The sequence below is a fragment of the Rufibacter psychrotolerans genome (assembly GCF_016924645.1).
Classification (GTDB): Bacteria; Bacteroidota; Bacteroidia; order Cytophagales; family Hymenobacteraceae; genus Nibribacter; species Nibribacter psychrotolerans.
Window position 1 is genome coordinate 67,103 of sequence record NZ_JAFFJV010000025.1, and the last position, 16,665, is coordinate 83,767.

General features: G+C 47.4%; 17 protein-coding genes, 1 tRNA gene and 1 pseudogene. 15 read left to right on the forward strand and 4 right to left on the reverse strand.

Going from position 1 to position 16,665, the window contains the following annotated elements:
• Positions 1-108: 108 nt before the first annotated feature.
• Positions 109-1,305 (forward strand): MFS transporter, encoded by a 1,197-nt coding sequence (locus JT718_RS19635; protein ID WP_240337191.1) that lies wholly within the window; start codon positions 109-111, stop codon positions 1,303-1,305.
• A gap of 376 nt (positions 1,306-1,681) precedes the next feature.
• Here JT718_RS19635 and JT718_RS19640 read toward each other — a convergent pair whose 3' ends face one another.
• A complete protein-coding gene (locus JT718_RS19640; RefSeq protein WP_205504501.1) occupies positions 1,682-3,535 on the reverse strand; it encodes an ABC transporter ATP-binding protein in 1,854 nt (617 codons plus the stop codon).
• A 264-nt stretch (positions 3,536-3,799) separates the two neighbouring features.
• Between JT718_RS19640 and JT718_RS19645 the strand changes: the two genes are divergently transcribed.
• The 3 genes from JT718_RS19645 (at position 3,800) to JT718_RS19655 (ending at position 6,331) form a co-directional block, all read left to right on the forward strand.
• Positions 3,800-4,633, forward strand: a complete 834-nt coding sequence (locus JT718_RS19645) for a serine O-acetyltransferase (protein WP_205504502.1) — start codon at positions 3,800-3,802, stop codon at positions 4,631-4,633.
• 102 nt (positions 4,634-4,735) lie between these two features.
• Positions 4,736-5,650, forward strand: a complete 915-nt coding sequence (cysK, locus tag JT718_RS19650) for a cysteine synthase A (protein ID WP_205504503.1) — start codon at positions 4,736-4,738, stop codon at positions 5,648-5,650.
• A gap of 186 nt (positions 5,651-5,836) precedes the next feature.
• Complete coding sequence (locus JT718_RS19655) at positions 5,837-6,331, forward strand: hypothetical protein (protein ID WP_205504504.1); 495 nt, start codon at positions 5,837-5,839, stop codon at positions 6,329-6,331.
• 103 nt (positions 6,332-6,434) lie between these two features.
• Here JT718_RS19655 and JT718_RS19660 read toward each other — a convergent pair whose 3' ends face one another.
• Positions 6,435-7,028 (reverse strand): hypothetical protein, encoded by a 594-nt coding sequence (locus JT718_RS19660; protein WP_205504505.1) that lies wholly within the window; start codon positions 7,026-7,028, stop codon positions 6,435-6,437.
• Between the two features lie 419 nt (positions 7,029-7,447).
• Positions 7,448-7,520 (reverse strand) — tRNA-Ala (locus JT718_RS19665).
• Between the two features lie 155 nt (positions 7,521-7,675).
• On the opposite strand from JT718_RS19665, the gene JT718_RS19670 reads away from it, so the two are divergent.
• From JT718_RS19670 to JT718_RS19720, 11 genes are all read left to right on the forward strand, one after another.
• Positions 7,676-8,902, forward strand: coding sequence for a site-specific integrase (locus JT718_RS19670; protein ID WP_205504506.1), 1,227 nt, complete (start codon positions 7,676-7,678; stop codon positions 8,900-8,902).
• Between the two features lie 24 nt (positions 8,903-8,926).
• Complete coding sequence (locus JT718_RS19675) at positions 8,927-9,811, forward strand: hypothetical protein (RefSeq protein WP_205504507.1); 885 nt, start codon at positions 8,927-8,929, stop codon at positions 9,809-9,811.
• A 75-nt stretch (positions 9,812-9,886) separates the two neighbouring features.
• Entirely contained in the window at positions 9,887-10,219 is a 333-nt protein-coding gene (locus tag JT718_RS19680) for a helix-turn-helix domain-containing protein (protein WP_205504508.1), read from the forward strand.
• A gap of 167 nt (positions 10,220-10,386) precedes the next feature.
• Positions 10,387-11,469, forward strand: a complete 1,083-nt coding sequence (locus JT718_RS19685; RefSeq protein ID WP_240337192.1) for an AAA family ATPase — start codon at positions 10,387-10,389, stop codon at positions 11,467-11,469.
• 53 nt (positions 11,470-11,522) lie between these two features.
• Positions 11,523-12,512 (forward strand): DUF6371 domain-containing protein, encoded by a 990-nt coding sequence (locus tag JT718_RS19690; protein ID WP_205504509.1) that lies wholly within the window; start codon positions 11,523-11,525, stop codon positions 12,510-12,512.
• 15 nt (positions 12,513-12,527) lie between these two features.
• Positions 12,528-12,977, forward strand: coding sequence for a hypothetical protein (locus JT718_RS19695; protein ID WP_205504510.1), 450 nt, complete (start codon positions 12,528-12,530; stop codon positions 12,975-12,977).
• Positions 12,967-13,398 (forward strand): helix-turn-helix domain-containing protein, encoded by a 432-nt coding sequence (locus JT718_RS19700; RefSeq protein WP_205504511.1) that lies wholly within the window; start codon positions 12,967-12,969, stop codon positions 13,396-13,398. Before JT718_RS19695 ends, JT718_RS19700 begins: the two co-directional genes overlap by 11 nt.
• 28 nt (positions 13,399-13,426) lie before the next feature.
• Entirely contained in the window at positions 13,427-13,624 is a 198-nt protein-coding gene (locus tag JT718_RS19705; protein ID WP_205504512.1) for a hypothetical protein, read from the forward strand.
• Positions 13,617-14,252, forward strand: a complete 636-nt coding sequence (locus JT718_RS19710) for a hypothetical protein (RefSeq protein ID WP_205504513.1) — start codon at positions 13,617-13,619, stop codon at positions 14,250-14,252. The genes JT718_RS19705 and JT718_RS19710 overlap by 8 nt, the downstream gene beginning before the upstream one ends.
• Before the next feature lie 178 nt (positions 14,253-14,430).
• Entirely contained in the window at positions 14,431-15,723 is a 1,293-nt protein-coding gene (locus JT718_RS19715) for a hypothetical protein (RefSeq protein WP_205504514.1), read from the forward strand.
• Positions 15,724-15,827: 104 nt separating this feature from the next.
• Positions 15,828-16,436, forward strand: coding sequence for a hypothetical protein (locus JT718_RS19720; RefSeq protein ID WP_205504515.1), 609 nt, complete (start codon positions 15,828-15,830; stop codon positions 16,434-16,436).
• A 118-nt stretch (positions 16,437-16,554) separates the two neighbouring features.
• On the opposite strand, the pseudogene JT718_RS20825 reads toward JT718_RS19720, so the two are convergent.
• Positions 16,555-16,665, reverse strand: a pseudogene (locus tag JT718_RS20825) (IS982 family transposase); the annotation flags it as partial.

The window sequence follows — 16,665 nt, forward strand, 5'->3', positions numbered from 1 at the left end:
ATCCATCGGCAGTCTAGAATAGTTGCCTCGGGTAACGCAACCTTCTGCCCCTGTTTTGGCCTCATTTCCCGAAAATGCCCCTAAAACGATACCCGGATTAGAGCAGAAATGCAGACCTTTGCGGCCATTATGAATACCCCCGCTTCGCCTACCTACTCGTTCCGGTTCTGGATGCTGTGTTTGAGTTCTTTTTTGTTCTCGGCCAGTTTCAACATGATCATCCCGGAGTTGCCCAGTTTCCTCACGCGTCTGGGCGGAGCCGAGTACAAAGGGTTCATCATTGGCCTGTTCACGCTTACCGCCGGACTCTCGCGCCCGTTCAGCGGAAAACTCACCGATACCATCGGCCGCTTGCCCGTCATGTATTTTGGCGTGGCCGTCTGTATTCTATGTAGTCTGCTGTACCCTCTGCTGACCACCGTCTTCGCGTTCCTGCTGCTACGCCTCATCCATGGGTTCTCCACCGGATTCACGCCCACCGGCGAATCGGCGTACATCGCAGACATTGTGCCCCTGGAACGGAGAGGCGCCGCCATCGGGATTTTCGGGTTGGCTGGTAGTCTGGGTCTGGCCGCCGGACCCGCCATCGGTGGAGAATTCAGCCGGCATTTCTCACTGAACGCGCTTTTCTACAGTTCCTCGGCCATGGCCTTGCTTTCCATTCTGGTGCTGGTGAACCTGAAAGAGACCTTGCCCAACAAGCAACGGTTCCGGGTAGGCCTGCTGCGCATCCGGCGCGATGAAATTTTTGAGCCCCTCGTGATTCCGCCTTTTATTGTGATGCTGCTCACGCTGTTCTGCTACGGCGCCGTGCTCACCGTCACCCCAGATTTCAGCCAGCACCTGGGCATCCAGAACAAAGGACTGTTTTTTACTTTCTATACCGTGGCCTCGGTGGGCGTTCGGTTCCTGGCTGGCCGTGCCTCTGACCGCTACGGACGCGTCACCATTCTGCGGGTTTCCACGCTCATGATGGCAGTCTCCATGGTGGCGCTGGGTCTGGCCCAAACCAAAGCCATGTTCCTAGGCGCCGCCGTGCTGTACGGCATCGGCACCGGTATGAATTCCCCTACGCTCTACGCCTGGGCCATTGACCTGAGCCACCCCGAACGTCGCGGAAGAGCCATGGCCACCGTGTACATTGCTTTGGAAGCCGGTATTGGAATCGGTGCCTTCGCCGCCGGTTGGATCTACGGCAACCGTATTCCTTTCATCCCTTTCGTTTTCTGGGGAGCCGCCGCGCTGTGCCTGCTGGCGTTCCTGTACGTGGTGGTAGGCAAATTCCCGAAGCGGGTAGAGGCGTAGTGTTTTAGGCTAGTTTTTGAGAAAAGAGGAGTAAAATAGAAGGGTCTTAGCAGTATAACTGAACTGGCGCGAGTCTCCAGACTCGTGCCTACGGATGATGCGAACGCTCCAGACTCGCCGGGCACCACATTCACATGTGGTGCGGAAGTTACATACTGTGACTTCTGAGCTAGTTTCCAGCAAGGCACGGAAGTGACTTCCGCGCCATAGTTAACTCATGACCGCCTGTTTCGCTGCGGGGCAGCGAGGATAGTCAGAGACTATCCATTATCCATAGGCACGAGTCTGGAGACTCGCGCCAGCAGGGCAAAGTCTTTCTTGCTTCTCACCCATAACTCAGAACTCAAGACTCAGAACTCAAGACTCAGAACTTCTACTACAAATATCCTTTCGCCTGAAGCCGGAACAGTTCTGCGTATCTGCCTCCTTTTTCCATCAATTCTTCATGTGAGCCCATTTCCACAAACTGGCCGTTCTCAATGACCAAAATCCGGTCTGCCATACGAACGGTGGAGAAGCGGTGCGAGATGAGGACGGCGGTTTTGCCGTGGGTGAGCTCAGAGAAGCGTTGGAACACCTCGTGCTCGGCGCGGGCGTCCAGGGCGGCGGTGGGCTCATCCAGGATCAAGAGCTGGGCATCTCGCATGTAGGCCCGGCCTAACGCAATTTTCTGCCACTCGCCGCCTGATAAATCCACGCCTTTGTTGAAGCGGCGGCCGATGATCTGGTCGTAGCCCTCGGGAAGTTTGGCGATGACCGTGTCGGCGAGGCTTTGCTGGGCTGAGGATTCAATGCGGGGATGGTTCTCTTTTTCCTCAATCCGGCCGATGGCGATGTTGGTGCCCGCGCTCATCTGGAACCGCACGAAGTCCTGGAAAATCACGCCAATTTCGCGACGCAGGTCGGCGGGGTCGTATTCGCGCAGGTCAATGCCGTCCAGCAGAATGCGGCCCTCGGTGGGGTCATAGAGGCGGGAGAGGAGCTTCACCAGGGTGGTTTTGCCGGCTCCGTTTTCGCCTACTAAAGCTAGTTTCTCGCCAGCGTGCAGCGTGAAACTCAGGTTGCGGATGGCCCATTTCTCGGAGTTTCGGTAGCGGAAGCCCACGTTCTCAAACGTGAAGCCATGCCGGATGGGACGCGGGAAAACCGGAGCACCTTTGATGCGTCGGATGAGCGGTTGGAGTTCAAAAAAATCAAAGAAGTCTTGCAGGTATAAGGCACCCTCGGCCACGCTGGTGAACCGGTTTAACACTGCTTCCAGCAAGCCGCGCAGGCGCATAAAGGAGCCGGAGAGAAACGTCAATTGGCCCAAAGAAACCTGCCCCTGCACTGTTTGGGAAATGAGGTACACGTACGCTCCGTAGTAGCCTGCGCTGCCTAGGGCGGCAAACACGCTGCCCCAGAACGCCCGGCGGGTGGAGAGTTTTTTATTGTCATGGTAGAACTTGTCTGACAGGGTGCGGAAGCGGTCGATCAGGAAACCGGATAAGCCGAAGATCTTCACTTCCTTGGCGGTCTCGTCGCTGGCGCCGGTTTGGCGCAGGTAATCCAGCTCGCGGCGCTCGGGGGTCCAGCCGTGGACCAGGGAATAGCTCCGTTCGTTAAAGTGCGATTCTCCCAGAAAAGCCGGTAAAACGGCTACCAACAGTAAAAGCAACAGCCAAGGATAGAAGGCGATGAGGCCGGCAGCCAGGAAGATCATGGTCAGGATGTCCTGCATCTGGCCCAGCACCTGGCTCATGAGCACCGTGCGGCTCAGGGTCTGGCGGCGGGCGCGTTCCAGTTTGTCGTAGAAAGCCGAGTCCTCAAACTGGTCCAGGTCCAGCTCGGCGGCGTGCTCCATGAGCTTGATGGAAGATTGGTTCGCGAACAGATCGCCCAACAGACCATCCGTCAGGGCAATACCGCGGTTCAGGAAATCAGAGAGCACGGCCAGGCCAAACTCAATGCCTATGAGCGTGAACAGGTGGCTTAGCAGTTTGGCCTCGGCCTGGGTGAGTCGCACCACTTCGTCAATGATCAGCTGCCCCACGTACAGTACCGCCACGGGCACCGCCGCCCTTAGCAAACGCAGCACCACGTTGATCAAGGCCATACGCGGATTGGTTTGCCATACCATTTTCAGGAACGGCGGTAAATGCTTGAGCGCACTCACCCGCTCCTGCACCGTGAGTTGCGGCTTGCCTTGTTGTGGTGGCTTTCGCCCGAAAAGATTATCCCAGAATGCCATAGGCGTTGAAGTTACTAGAAAGCCTTCTTCTTACGCATATCTGGTTTAAACGGAGATTTGGGAAAATGATGCAGAAACGGGTGACCCCAGCCAGCGCGGCTGTTTTGGGCCTGTTTTCAGGAAAACTGCCCTAAATCTATCTGTTTACTATACTTTAGGAAACCTCTTGCAGTGGCAACTGGGGTAAACGTGGTCTACCTTTGTCTTAGTGGAAAGGAGAACGGTTTTGTTTCCTTCACCGCTATATTTTCGTAGGAGATGGATATGGAAGAATCATTTTTACACCGGCTCTGGAGTTTGCACCAGCAGAACCAGTTCCGGATTCCCACTGGCCTGCTGTGCCAGTTTCTGAACAGATTGTTGCAGGTGTTGTTTCCGCCCCTCACAGAGCAGCCGTTCAAAAGTGTTCAGGCCCTGGCCCAGGAAGCCACCTTTCTGGAGCAGGAGTTAGAGTCCTTGTTGGAGGGCGTGCAGCACATCAGCGGTTTCTCGGCCGCCGAAACCGTGGAGCTGTTCATGAACCAGCTGCCGCAGCTGCACGAGCGGCTGATTGCTGATGCCGAGTTTATTCTGGAGGAAGACCCCGCTGCCCGGCACATTGAGGAGGTGATGCGCTCGTACCCCGGCTTTTACGGCATTGCCGTGTACCGCATTGCGCACGTGCTGTACCAGGCCGGCGTGCCGCTGCTGCCCCGCATTCTCACAGAATACGCCCACAGCCGCACGGGCATTGACATTCACCCCGGCGCGCGCATTGACTTTCCGTTCTGCATTGACCACGGTACCGGCATTGTGATAGGCGAGACCACCCACATTGGCAAGTATGTGAAGCTGTACCAGGGCGTGACCCTGGGGGCCCTGAGTGTCTCCAAGCACATGATGGACCTGAAGCGGCATCCCACGCTGGAAGACCGCGTGATCATCTACGCCGGGGCCACCATTCTGGGCGGCAACACCGTCATTGGCTCGCACAGCATTATTGGGGGTAACGTATGGCTCACGGAGAGCGTACCACCGTATTCACGGCTGTATCACCGGGCCCAGATCAAGGTAAGCCGGTCTGAGGCCCCCGAGAATATCCTTGACTTTTCTATTTAGTCTACCGCCTTTATAGGCTTTGTGAATTAATTATACATTTGTACCCGGCCGCAGCAAGGTGGTTGCTTGCGGCGGTATTTGTTCTAACGTAACCTTTACGATATGAAAGCAGACAACATTTTACAGACCATTGGGAACACCCCCGTGGTACGCATTAACCGCTTATATGGCGCCCAGGCGCAGGTGTGGATGAAGCTGGAGCGCGCTAACCCCGGCGGGAGCATCAAAGACCGTATTGCCCTGTCCATGATTGAAGACGCCGAGCAGCGCGGCCTGTTAAAGCCCCACAGCCATATCATTGAGCCAACCTCGGGCAACACCGGGGTAGGGTTAGCCATGGTGGCTGCTGTAAAAGGCTACGAGATCACGCTGGTCATGCCAGAGTCTATGTCTATTGAGCGCCGCCGCCTCATGGCCGCTTACGGCGCCCACCTGGAGCTGACCCCGCGCGAGAAAGGCATGAAAGGAGCCATTGAGCGCGCCCATGAACTGGCCGCCCAGAACGAGAACGCCTGGATTCCCATGCAGTTTGACAACGAGGCCAACACCCGCATTCACATAGAGACCACCGCCGAAGAAGTTCTGAGGGATTTCCCCGACGGCGTGGATTACCTCATCACCGGCGTTGGTACCGGGGGGCACATCACCGGCGTTGGCCAGGTCCTGAAAAAGAAGTTCCCTAACCTGAAGGTGTTCGCCGTAGAGCCTACCCTGTCTCCGGTGCTGAGCGGCGGCGCGCCGGGTCCGCACCCCATCCAGGGCGTGGGCGCGGGCTTCATTCCTAAGATCATGGACATGTCGGTGCTGGACGGCGTGATTCAGGTAACTCCGCAGGATGCCTTTGAATACTCTCGTCGGGCCGCCAAGGAAGAAGGCATTTTTGTGGGGGTTTCCTCCGGAGGCTCGTTGGCCGCCGTTGCCCAGAAGCTGAGCGAGGTGGAGCCCGATGCCAGAATCCTGACGTTCTGCTATGACACCGGCGAGCGCTACCTGTCGGTAGAAGGCCTGTTTGTGTAGTCTCTCTTGTAGTAGACAGAAAACCCCTGTTGCGCTGGCAACAGGGGTTTTCTGTTTTGGCCCTCATTCCTGAAAAAGGGCCAGGAAGCAAGGCCGTTTGTCTCTCCCTGCGGCAAAAGCAGCAGCAGGCGCAGGATTGATTTTCGTGTGCAAGTATTCCTTATCTTAGCCGAAAAGGAGACAGGGATGAGAACTATTTTAGGCGTCTTGATGATCATGATGATTCCGTTTGCCGGAGTGGCGCAGACAACCTTCGCCTTGGCGAACCAGCCCACGCCAAAGCCCAGCGTTCACCTGGCCTTACCCGCGCCGGGGCAGGAGAAAGACCCCTCGGTCTACAGGAAAAGGGGAGATACCTTCTTGCTGCTTGGCATCGGGCTGAACATTGTCAGTGCGGGATCGTACTTGATGGCTCCTGCCTTTTTCAAGAAACCGCACGACCCTACCACTGAGTACATGTATTTCAGAGAGGTGGCCAAGAACGATCCTGTGGTGCTGGCAAGATTACAGCAGGAGTACGACCAAAAAATGGGGGTGTACAGGCAAGAGGTAAACGACCGTAACCGGAAGATCAGGAACACCCGGTATGCCTTCGCCGCCGCGTTTACCCTGGGAGTAACCTTAGACCTGGCGGCGGTGCTGAACTTCAAAAAAGCCAGGCAGGCAGCCGCTTCGCTGTAACCGTCACACTCCAAAGCAAGAAAGCCTCCCAACAGGAGGCTTTCTTGCTTTGGAACCAGGCCGTTGCAGTGGGCGACACCCGAGGAGCCCGCCCGCGTGCCGGTTATTTCTTGAACTGAATGGCGGTGGCATCTCTGCCGCCTTCAAAGACAATGGCGTCCGCCGCGCGGCTTTGCACCTTTTTCACCATTTGCTGTACATCTTCCTCAATGGAGTTGTTCACAAGGCCACCGGTGATCAGGGACTTCACCTTAATGCCGCCAGCCTTGCTGCCCAGCGGGGTGTAGTCTAAGGTAGGCTCGTTCATCACGTACACCGGGTACCCCATTACTTTTGACACTTTTCCGTAGCCTTTGGTCTGGGGCGTTCCCTCGTCGGTGAACTGCACGCCCACAATCCGTTTGCCGGCGCTGTAGATCACGGCGTCTACCCGGGCGTTTTCTTTGGTTACTTTTCTGATGAACTGCTCTACCCGGTCAGAGATGGTCTTGTTCACCAAGCCCCCGGTTAGCAAAGACTCTGCTTTGAGGCCGGTGCCGGCGTCTACCACCACCTCGTATTCCCGAAGGGGCTCGCAGAGGATGTAGGCTTCCACCCCGTTGATTTTTCTAACTTTTGCCAGCTCATTTTTGTTTTGCGCCTTGCTCACCGTTACAGCAAGGCAGATAAAGGCGATTACAGATAAAAGTTTTTTCATGGGAGAGTGATTGATAGTTGTTATATGTCTCTACAATTATATATTATTAAAATGATATGCGCAATAAATATTTATAATTAAGACTTAAATATTTATATAGTATTTGCTGGCTTGTATAATTATTAGATATTTCTACCTGCTGGCACATGGCATGTATACCCCGTTCCTGGTCGAATCGGGTATTTTTTCCGGGAGGAGTTTTCCTTAGAAAGACTTTTGGCTGAGAGATTTCTGAAAGTTTGGGCTGGTTTACCCTTAAAATGGAGAAAGCAGGCCTAAAACGTTGGCCGGCCAGACGAGAGAACCATACGCCTGATTTTGGATTGAAAGGCTTTGCAGCCTGGAGGCTGGATGGGTGGCAAGGCAGAATTGAGGCACAAAAAAAGCCCTTACAAGTCTGTAAGGGCTTTTTTTAAGTGTGGAGAATATCGGAGTCGAACCGATGACCTCTTGCATGCCATGCAAAAGTATAGCCTTTTCATTTAATTTCACTAGTTTTCTGTTAGTCTGTAAGTTGTTGATATTGAGCTATTATATTGATTATATTCTTTATATCTAGTTTCTTTGGTTATCATGTATTCGCTATATTTGTGTGTACCCTTGTGTGACCCTTTTAGAAGGTGCACACAAACCTGAAGACTAAAAGGATGTTTGAATTCTCTGATAGCGGCGTTACGTTAGCCACCCTACTTGAAACCCGAAAGGTCAATAAGGAAGGTTTGCACCCTGTTAAAGTAAGGGTCACTTTCAAGCGCCAGCGCAGTTATTACTCAACCGGCAAGATGTTGTCACCTGAGGAATGGGAACGCCTACCAACTGCTAAAGGGAAAGAGGTGAAAGAGGTGCGGGAATCAATACAGAAGTTTTCTGACAAGATCAGGCACGAGGTCAAGGACTTGATCAAATTGGATCAGTTTAGTTTTGAGGCCCTTAACAAACGCCTAAGTAACGCTACAAGCGACACTCTCAATACCGCCTTTAATGCTAGGATAGAAGACTTGAACGAGAAAGGGAAAGTCAGCACCTCAGACTGGTACAAGTATTCCCTGAGAAGTATAGAGCTATTTGCCGGCAATAAGGTTAAGTTCTCCCAAGTTTCCATTGACTGGCTCCGGAAATATGAAGCATATTTGCTGAAAGAGGAGAAGAGTTATACTACTATCTCCATGTACATGAGAGCCTTGCAGGTAATCATGAACGAGGCCAAAGAGGCCGGAATCATCAAGGCTACTCAGCACCCATTCGGCAAAGGTAAGTACGAGATACCTCAGCATGAAGGCCGGAACATAGCGCTAACCATTGCTCAGATTTCGCAGATAGTTAAACATGAGTGCAGCAGTGACAATGAGGAGATGTGCCGGGACCTATGGTTTTTCTCCTACCTCTGCAACGGTGCCAATATTACCGACATCTGCAAGCTGAAGTACTCCAATATCCGGAATGGTGAGATTTGTTTTTACCGGCAGAAAACTGTAGCCAAGGCCAAAAAGAAAAAGCTTATCCATGCCATTATCACACCTGAGATGCAGGCCATCATTAGCAGGTGGGGAAACCAAAGCGGCAAGCAAGATGATTTCATATTCCCATTCCTAAAGGGTAGCGAATCCCCGACAGACGAGCGCCGGATCATTAAGAACATTACACACCTGATGAATGATAAAATGAAGGTGCTAGGGGAGAAGCTAGGTATTGGAACCATAAGCACCTATACGGCCCGTCACAGCTACGCCAGCGTACTTAAGCGCTCAGGGGCAAACATTGCCTTCATATCGGAAAGTCTAGGTCATAATGACCTAAAGACCACAGAAAACTATTTGGCTTCCTTTGAACAGGAAGAGCGGATTAAGAATGCCGCATTACTGACGAAATTCTAATCAGCTTGAAACTAATTAGTTAACATGGCAAGCTTCATTCAGACACTAGATGATAGGTATAAAGGGATTTTCGGGAAAGATAGCCCCAGTAGCCTTTATAAAGCCTCTGTTAGTCAAAAATTTGTGCCGACAGAAGAGGAAGCGAAAGAAAATAAAGGTATGATACCTGGGGAAACATACTCTAGAATTTTGCCGCCTGATTCGATCGAAAGTGCATGGAATAGAATGGAAAACCTCCATGCTCAATTCGAATGTGAAGGGTACCAAGTCCGTTTTTTCGAAGAGTTTGGCAAAAAGCCCTCTATTGAAATTTATTATAAGACCCTTGCGGCCTTGGATGAATTTATAAATAATGCTGAAAGTGTAGGTATAGAGACCATCCAAAGGGCATTTAAAGGACATTCTAATGGATTTGACGCACCAAAAGTCCAAGAGTATTTAAGGTTGAAGCATGGCTACTATAAGTCACACCTCTGCGAAGGGAATTACGCTGGGTCAGTAGCTGCTCAGGTTTACGGTAAGTATTTCCTCTTTAGGGATTGGCTGATAAAGGAAATTGAAAACTTAAATAGGAGCAATTTATTTAGCTCCAACACAAAGAGGAGACTTAGTCTTGCCCAAATTGGTTTGCTTTATATTTATCAAGGGAAAACGATAAATCAGGGAAACGCGAATGAGGTTGCACGCCATTTTGGGCATGCTAGCGGAGCAAAGTTGTTGAAATGGTATAATGCATATCACTCTTCACCTACACGAATAAGCTCTGGAAAAGTATTAAGTTCTGGAAACGGTCAAAGGGTAAAAGACTTGAAAATTGTGATAGACGAGTTGAAGAATTACAAGTATGATTCATCTTCGGCAGAAGCCGATTTGGCGAAGCTTAAGGAAAATATAGAGAACGATAAATAAAAAAGGTACCGGTCTGGACCGGTCTTCAGTTTTCACCTGTTCTAGTTTAGCATCAAATTATTTCATGTTGATGCTATGGAATTTATACTAACGACCCCAGACCAATTAAAGACTGTAATTACGGACGCCATTTTTAGGGCTTTAAACGAAAAACCTGTCCCACAGCAGCTTCCGGATCGGTGCACCTTCGATGATGCAATAGAGATAACCGGACTTAGCAAGTCAAAGCTTTACAAGCTTACCTCCGCAAAGGAGATACCCCATAAACGGTTTGGGTCTCGTCTCATTTTTTCGCGCAAGGAATTAGTTGCTTGGATTGATTCCCAAACCATCGAACAAGATAGAGGGGGCATAGACTTAGCCTTGGCAAGAAGTGCCAGAAAAAAGAAAGGAGCTTGCCATGCCTAAGCATAGTAGCTCCTCTGTAAAATCTTTGTTCGACCAAAGCAAAGATAACAAAATCAACCAATTCCTGCAATCTGTTCCCTGCCTGACATTTTCTGAGAAAGGACTAAAGCATATCGCTAAACGGTCTAACATCACAGGTTTACAACTCTCACAAAAGATAAAAGAGTTTGAAGAAGGGGGGTGTGGCCATGGGTGATCTGCAACCTGCATTCGATGACACTCTATTTGAGTCAAACCCCCTTGTTACTGAAGCTAATAGCCTGCTAAGGCAAGCTAAAGAGGCGAGTCAACACATAGGCATATTCACAGTAAAAACTGCGAATGAGTGGATAGACCAAGCAAAGTTGCGCCCTATCCCAAAAAAGCTTTTCGGAGAACTCTGGTTTGAGGGTGAGCTCTGTATTCTGTTTGCTGACACCAATCTAGGCAAATCAATTCTTGCAGTTCAGATAGGAGACAGTATAAGCAAAGGAGTTCCAATTGTTGGTTTTCCCTTAGAAGCCAAAGCCCAATCTATTTTATACTTTGACTTTGAGTTATCAGACAAACAGTTTGAGAATAGGTATTCTGCAGATTTCTCACAGCATTATCAATTCAATGATAATTTCAAGAGGATTGAAATTAACCCTGACTCTGATCCCCCAGAAAGCGGCACATTTGAAGATTGCCTCATCGAATCCTTGGAGTGTGCCGTTGTTGAAACAGGAGCTCGGGTACTGATTATAGACAACCTTACTTATCTCAGGAATGAGACAGAGAAGGCGAAGGACGCTCTCTTCTTGATGAAGCACCTGAAGGGATTGAAGACAAAATATGGTCTTTCAATCCTGGTCTTGGCTCATACACCAAAGAGAGACTTCACCAAGCCAATTTCTCGGAATGATTTATCTGGCAGTAAAATGCTGATGAACTTCTGTGACAGTGCCTTTACGATTGGAGAAAGTCATTCGGATAAATCAATACGCTACATCAAACAGATTAAAGTCAGAAATACCGAAGCTATCTATGATGCTGAAAGCGTAGCGCTTTGTCAAATCTGTAAGCCTAATAACTTTTTGATGTTCGAATTTGTAGGGCTGGGCTCAGAGCGGGATCATCTGAAACAAATGTCAGACAAAGATTGGGAGAGCCTCACAGACAGGGTGCTAGAATTATATAAGTTAGGTAAAAGCCTACGGGAAATAGGTTCGGAGTTGAACATCTCCCATATGAAGGTAAGCCGAATTTTAAAAAATTGTAACACAATGTAACAGTTGTAACACCTTATACCAGTGTTACAACTGTTACAGCAATCGACTTAGAGATGATGGAGTTTCGCTACAATCTGCAAAACGGAAGCGCTAAGCAAGTCTGCCCAAGCTGTGGCAAAAAGTGTTTTGTGCCATACATTGATGATTTTACCGGCAAACCATTGCCTGAGCGATATGGGAGGTGTGATCGTGAGATTAATTGTTCTTACCACTTAAACCCCTATTCTGATGGGTATGCCAAACCGATAAAGGCGGCTTTAAAAGGTAGATTTACAGGTAACCAGATAGCAGGAGGGAGAATGCCCTTGCAACCTTCGCCCAGTCGGGAAACTTCGTTCATGGAGTTTGATGTATTTAACAAGAGCCGATCGCATTATGGGCAAAATAACTTCGTGCAGTGGCTTGTCAGTTTATTTGACGCTGAAAAAGTAAACGAGCTAATAAGTAAATACCATATAGGTACCTCTAAACACTGGCCTGGGGCTACGGTATTTTGGCAGATAGATAATGAGGGTAAAATAAGGGCTGGAAAGATAATGCTCTACCATCCTAAAACTGGGAAGAGGGTGAAGGAACCTTATACCCATATTACTTGGGCACATAAATCCTTGGGATTGGCAAAATATTATCTGAGGCAATGTTATTTCGGCACCCACTTACTTAACTCAAGCAACAAGCCTGTGGCGCTTGTGGAGAGTGAAAAAACAGCCATCATAGCGAGTGCTTACCTTCCTGAATTTTCATGGTTGGCTGTCGGCAGTCTCTCTAACCTCTCTGTGGAGCAATGCAAGGTTTTAGCAGGTCGCAAAGTGATTCTATTCCCTGATTTGAATGGATTTGAGAAATGGAGGGCGAAGGCCAAAGAGATAGAAAAGCAAGTTGCCAATGCCTCCTTTTACGTGTCTGACTGCTTGGAAAAAATTGCCACTGATGCTGAGAAAGAACTTGGGTTAGACCTGGCTGATTTTCTTTTAAGATGGGAATATCATGCCTTTGTCAATGGCTCCAACAGGCCAATAAATATAAAACTAACAGGAATTTAAATTCATTTGTAAGAGATGGAAATCATGAGAAAAGAATACACATCAAAATATAATGACGCATTTCAAAAGCTATGTTCTATGGAAGAGCTTATTATAACTTCTATAAAACCAAAACTTAAGCTAGCTATGAAAAAGGCCTGTCTGGAGCAGGGAAAAGTAGCAGACTGGTGGCTTGATGAGTTGGCAGAGGTGGACGCCCCCATTGTGAACGCATATTTGTTGCAGTATGGGTTTCAGTTTGTGGGAGGGAATACCCATGCCGAAGCGATTGCCGGTGCTAGCTTGGTCTTCTGCCAAGGCCACTTACAAGAAGCTGAGGAATTTATGGAAAAAATTGAGGAGGAGGTTCTCAAATATCCGAAAGAAGCAGAAGCCTACTGCAGGGGTCTGGTAATGCTGGTAGGCCACTTCTCAGAGGTGGCTATTTTGAGCGCTGTTAAAACTACCCTAGGTTATGATAACTAATACCCAAGCCAAAGAGAGGTTCATAGAATTGAGAGCTCAGGGCTATTCCTTTAATAAAATAGCCAGGGAACTGGGCAAGTCCAAACAAACTCTTATTGATTGGAGCAAGGAACTGCAGGAGGAGGTGGCCAACTTGAAAGCATTGGAATTAGAGGCACTTTATGAGAAGTTCCATCTGCTCAGGGAAGGACGCATTCAAAACTTGGGCATGGTGCTCTCAAAGCTTAGAAAAGAGGTAGAGGAGAGGGATTTTTCCAATGTCCCCACAGACCGGCTTCTAGACTTACTCCTGAAATATACCAATGTGCTAAAAGATGAAATGGTGGACCCCGTTTTCAATAGCGCAGAGGAGGTGAGAGAGGAGCGACTAGTGAGAGAGTTATTATCAGAGTTAACCATCATCGGGAAAAACCAAAAGTAGACCAAAACCTTACCAAAATAACAGACTTATGGGAGCCATCATTTCTGCTGAAGATGTTAAAAGACTACTGCTAAGGGTCTATACTAGGTACCAAGGAGGCGGCATCTCGGAAGCCCAAGCTCAGAAAGAAACATTTATCTTAAATTCTCTTCTGAAAGCCATTGAGGTCGCAGACCTTGAAGAACGCTTGAAAGCTATAGAGCAAAGCATGAAGGATCATGACTAAGAAGATAGATTTAAGTAAATATCTGATGTATGGGTCTGCAAAGCAGAGGGCCGCGCTCCACATCTATCATCGAACGGTTTTAGATGCCATAGAACAGGGACAGGAAAACCTTAAACCCATTCTTACCGATCGCGAGGCGAGAGCACTTATAAATAGCTTTAAAACCAGTCATGACAGAGAAGTATATGATAAGTGCCAAAGACTTAACAATCGGATTATTATTGGCGTCGAACGCCTATACCTGCTTGGGTTGCAATTGGAAAGGGACCGTTTGCAATTTCTGTATGAGAGTGAAAATATTAAAGGTATAAATGACCCAGGTGAGAGATTAAGGCATTTGTTACTAGCTGAGTCTTCATTGCTTAGAAGCTACAACGCTTTCTTCAATTTTTACTCTGCTCTAAAAATCTATACAAAAGATTGTTCTTATTCAAACAAGTATATTCTAGACAGTATCGAGGCTTGTTTTGAATCCATTCACAAGAACCATGGCGTTTATCCGGTTTTCATGGATGGAGTAGCGGTACATAGATGTTTTTCTGATATAGAAGTAGACTTAACAGCAGTTGATAAACTACTGTTGGAAAAGTTTAACCATAGCTGTTTTCATAATAGTCAACTTGATTAAAGAATTCCTCTGTTTAAGATAAAGGGTTAGATAGCCGCAACAGTCTTACTTGTAAGTTCTTCTAAATAAAACCTAGGCATTCTTATTAGCAAAAGCATGTTTAAAGGGTGTTAGCTTGTACTTAAGGCATTGTATTCTTTAGATTTGGGGAGTGTCTTAAAAAAGCTTTTTTTCTTTTATGAATATTACCGCCTCAGAATTTCACATTGTAAGCCTAGATGACAAGTATGCTATTCAGGTAGATAACGATTTGCTTACAACACCATATGGGAATGTGATTGCCCATGAGAGTTACAGGCTGATGCAGCACATGGTACTGGAATTAGAGGGGCGTGAGGAAATCGATGTCTCTAAATTTGGATATTTTAATCTGCTCTCGACATATATTGAATTCTATGAGAACGATACGCCTGTAATGTCAAAGGAAGAATTTAGGAGGTTCATTTTATCAGACGGAGTTTTAAAGGCATGTGCAGGTCCTGAAAAAATTCACCAGTTTAAAAAGTGGGGAGCCATGTTAAGAATATTGGAGGAGCGTTCCTTGGAATATCCTGACCTTATTCAGACACCTTACCCAGAGGATGTAGAAGAATGGATTGGAGGGCCTGATTCTGAGTATGCGAAATCTGTTGATGAGTTAGTGACTCATTTCTGTAATGAGTTTAATCTTTTGAGCAAGCAACAAAAATCTGTAATCATTTCCTGCGCAACTACCCATGGTTCTATCATTTATGCCATCTTACTTGCTTCAAAAAGATGTAGTGAATTGGAGTATGCAACAGCCATTGCAGCAGGTGAATGCTTACTGCCCCGAGTATTTGACGTGGAGATTGATGAATACAGACCCTGGATGAATGAACTTGTTCTGCATGCGAATACCGTCTCTAACTTTGTCAATTTTACGCTAACTCCCGACCTCCATACAATCGACATTCTTCGGGAGAGACTTCCAAACTATACTTTCCTTCCTGAAGCGGCTAGGTTTGCTTTAATTGAGGCTCTTAATAGAATCAATGAAGCCAACAGCGATGATTACTCTTCGTCTGTAGTGTTGCTAGGAAAAGCATTGGAGGTGTCACTTAAAGAACACTATTTTGATCCATTTCAGATTAGGTTCAAATCTAAGTTTTTGGAACAAACAGAGACACGAATTTTCATTGAGGAAAATGGGAAGTTCGAAAAATTTGCTAGGTTCCTTGCTAATGAACCACACCAAATTGAGTTCGGCTCAATGTTATATGTGCTAGAAAAGCTCCAGAGACCAAGCACTAGAAGCAATAAGGTGCTATCGCAATTTTGTGATTACCTGACTGATGATGTGCAGAAGCCCTATTTGATTTCAAAGGAGTTTGTTTCCAATGCCCGCCAATTGGCAGAGGCCAGAAACAAGGCTGCCCATAGTAGTAGGTATACCCTTACTGAAGCTAGGAAAATGTCGGAAATAGCTTTGGAGCTACTATCGTTAGTTTAGGAAAGTGTTAGTATTCTAAATCAGAGATCTCCAGAAGCCCCTAAGCCAAGCTTAATCATGTAATCAATCTATAATCAGCCTATTTTAATTTATAACATTACACTATGAGTTCAAGTCCTACTTACAAAGACTTCTTATTACTTTGGAAACAGTTTACTGATATGGCGTTAACTCATGGTATTACGAAGGCTGCCTTGAGTGGGAATAGTAAACACCATTGGTCATTTTATTATTTCTATGGAAACAATTATGAGGCTCATGGGCAAACCTTATTAGAATATTGTATATCGAATGGTTTAGAAGATGTGCTGTGCACTATGGAATTGTCAGAGTTTGGAATGACTGGTTATAGGCTTGAGCCTAAAGCTTCACATCATGATGAAGAAGTAGGAATCTTTAGGCAAGCCACAGATATACAAGATCTACATTTCTCCAGTGTAGATGATTTAAATGAGTTAGAAGAGGTTTTAACAAGCATGCTTGAAGCAGAAGGTTCTTTGAAAGTCATAGCAGCCTGTCAAACAGATGTACACTCACCCGTGGAGTACAGAGAAATGTTCAAGGGATTGGTCTCTTCTTCTATACTACAGAAGGAGTCCGTAGAAAGCGAGTACATTCTTTTTCTACCATTTTTTGAAGACCAACTTGATATCAAATGGAAGTACCTCGTTTTAGATTCTTATGGCAATGAGCTAGAGGAGGGGTGTGTTTAAACTATTCTTTTTCGACACACGAAGGGGCTACAAGTAATGCTTAAAACAAATTATAACATGTAGACCTGTAAATCTCAACACGTTGTGTCATAAAGCATTAACTAACCCAAGTTGCGATTTACTCGATGACTTGAGTTAGAGAGTAGGCGGAGATAAATAGGATAAGCTTAAGGATGAATCCTTGGGCAGTGACGGCATGGATTTTCTTTGGGAAAAAGCCGGTGATACC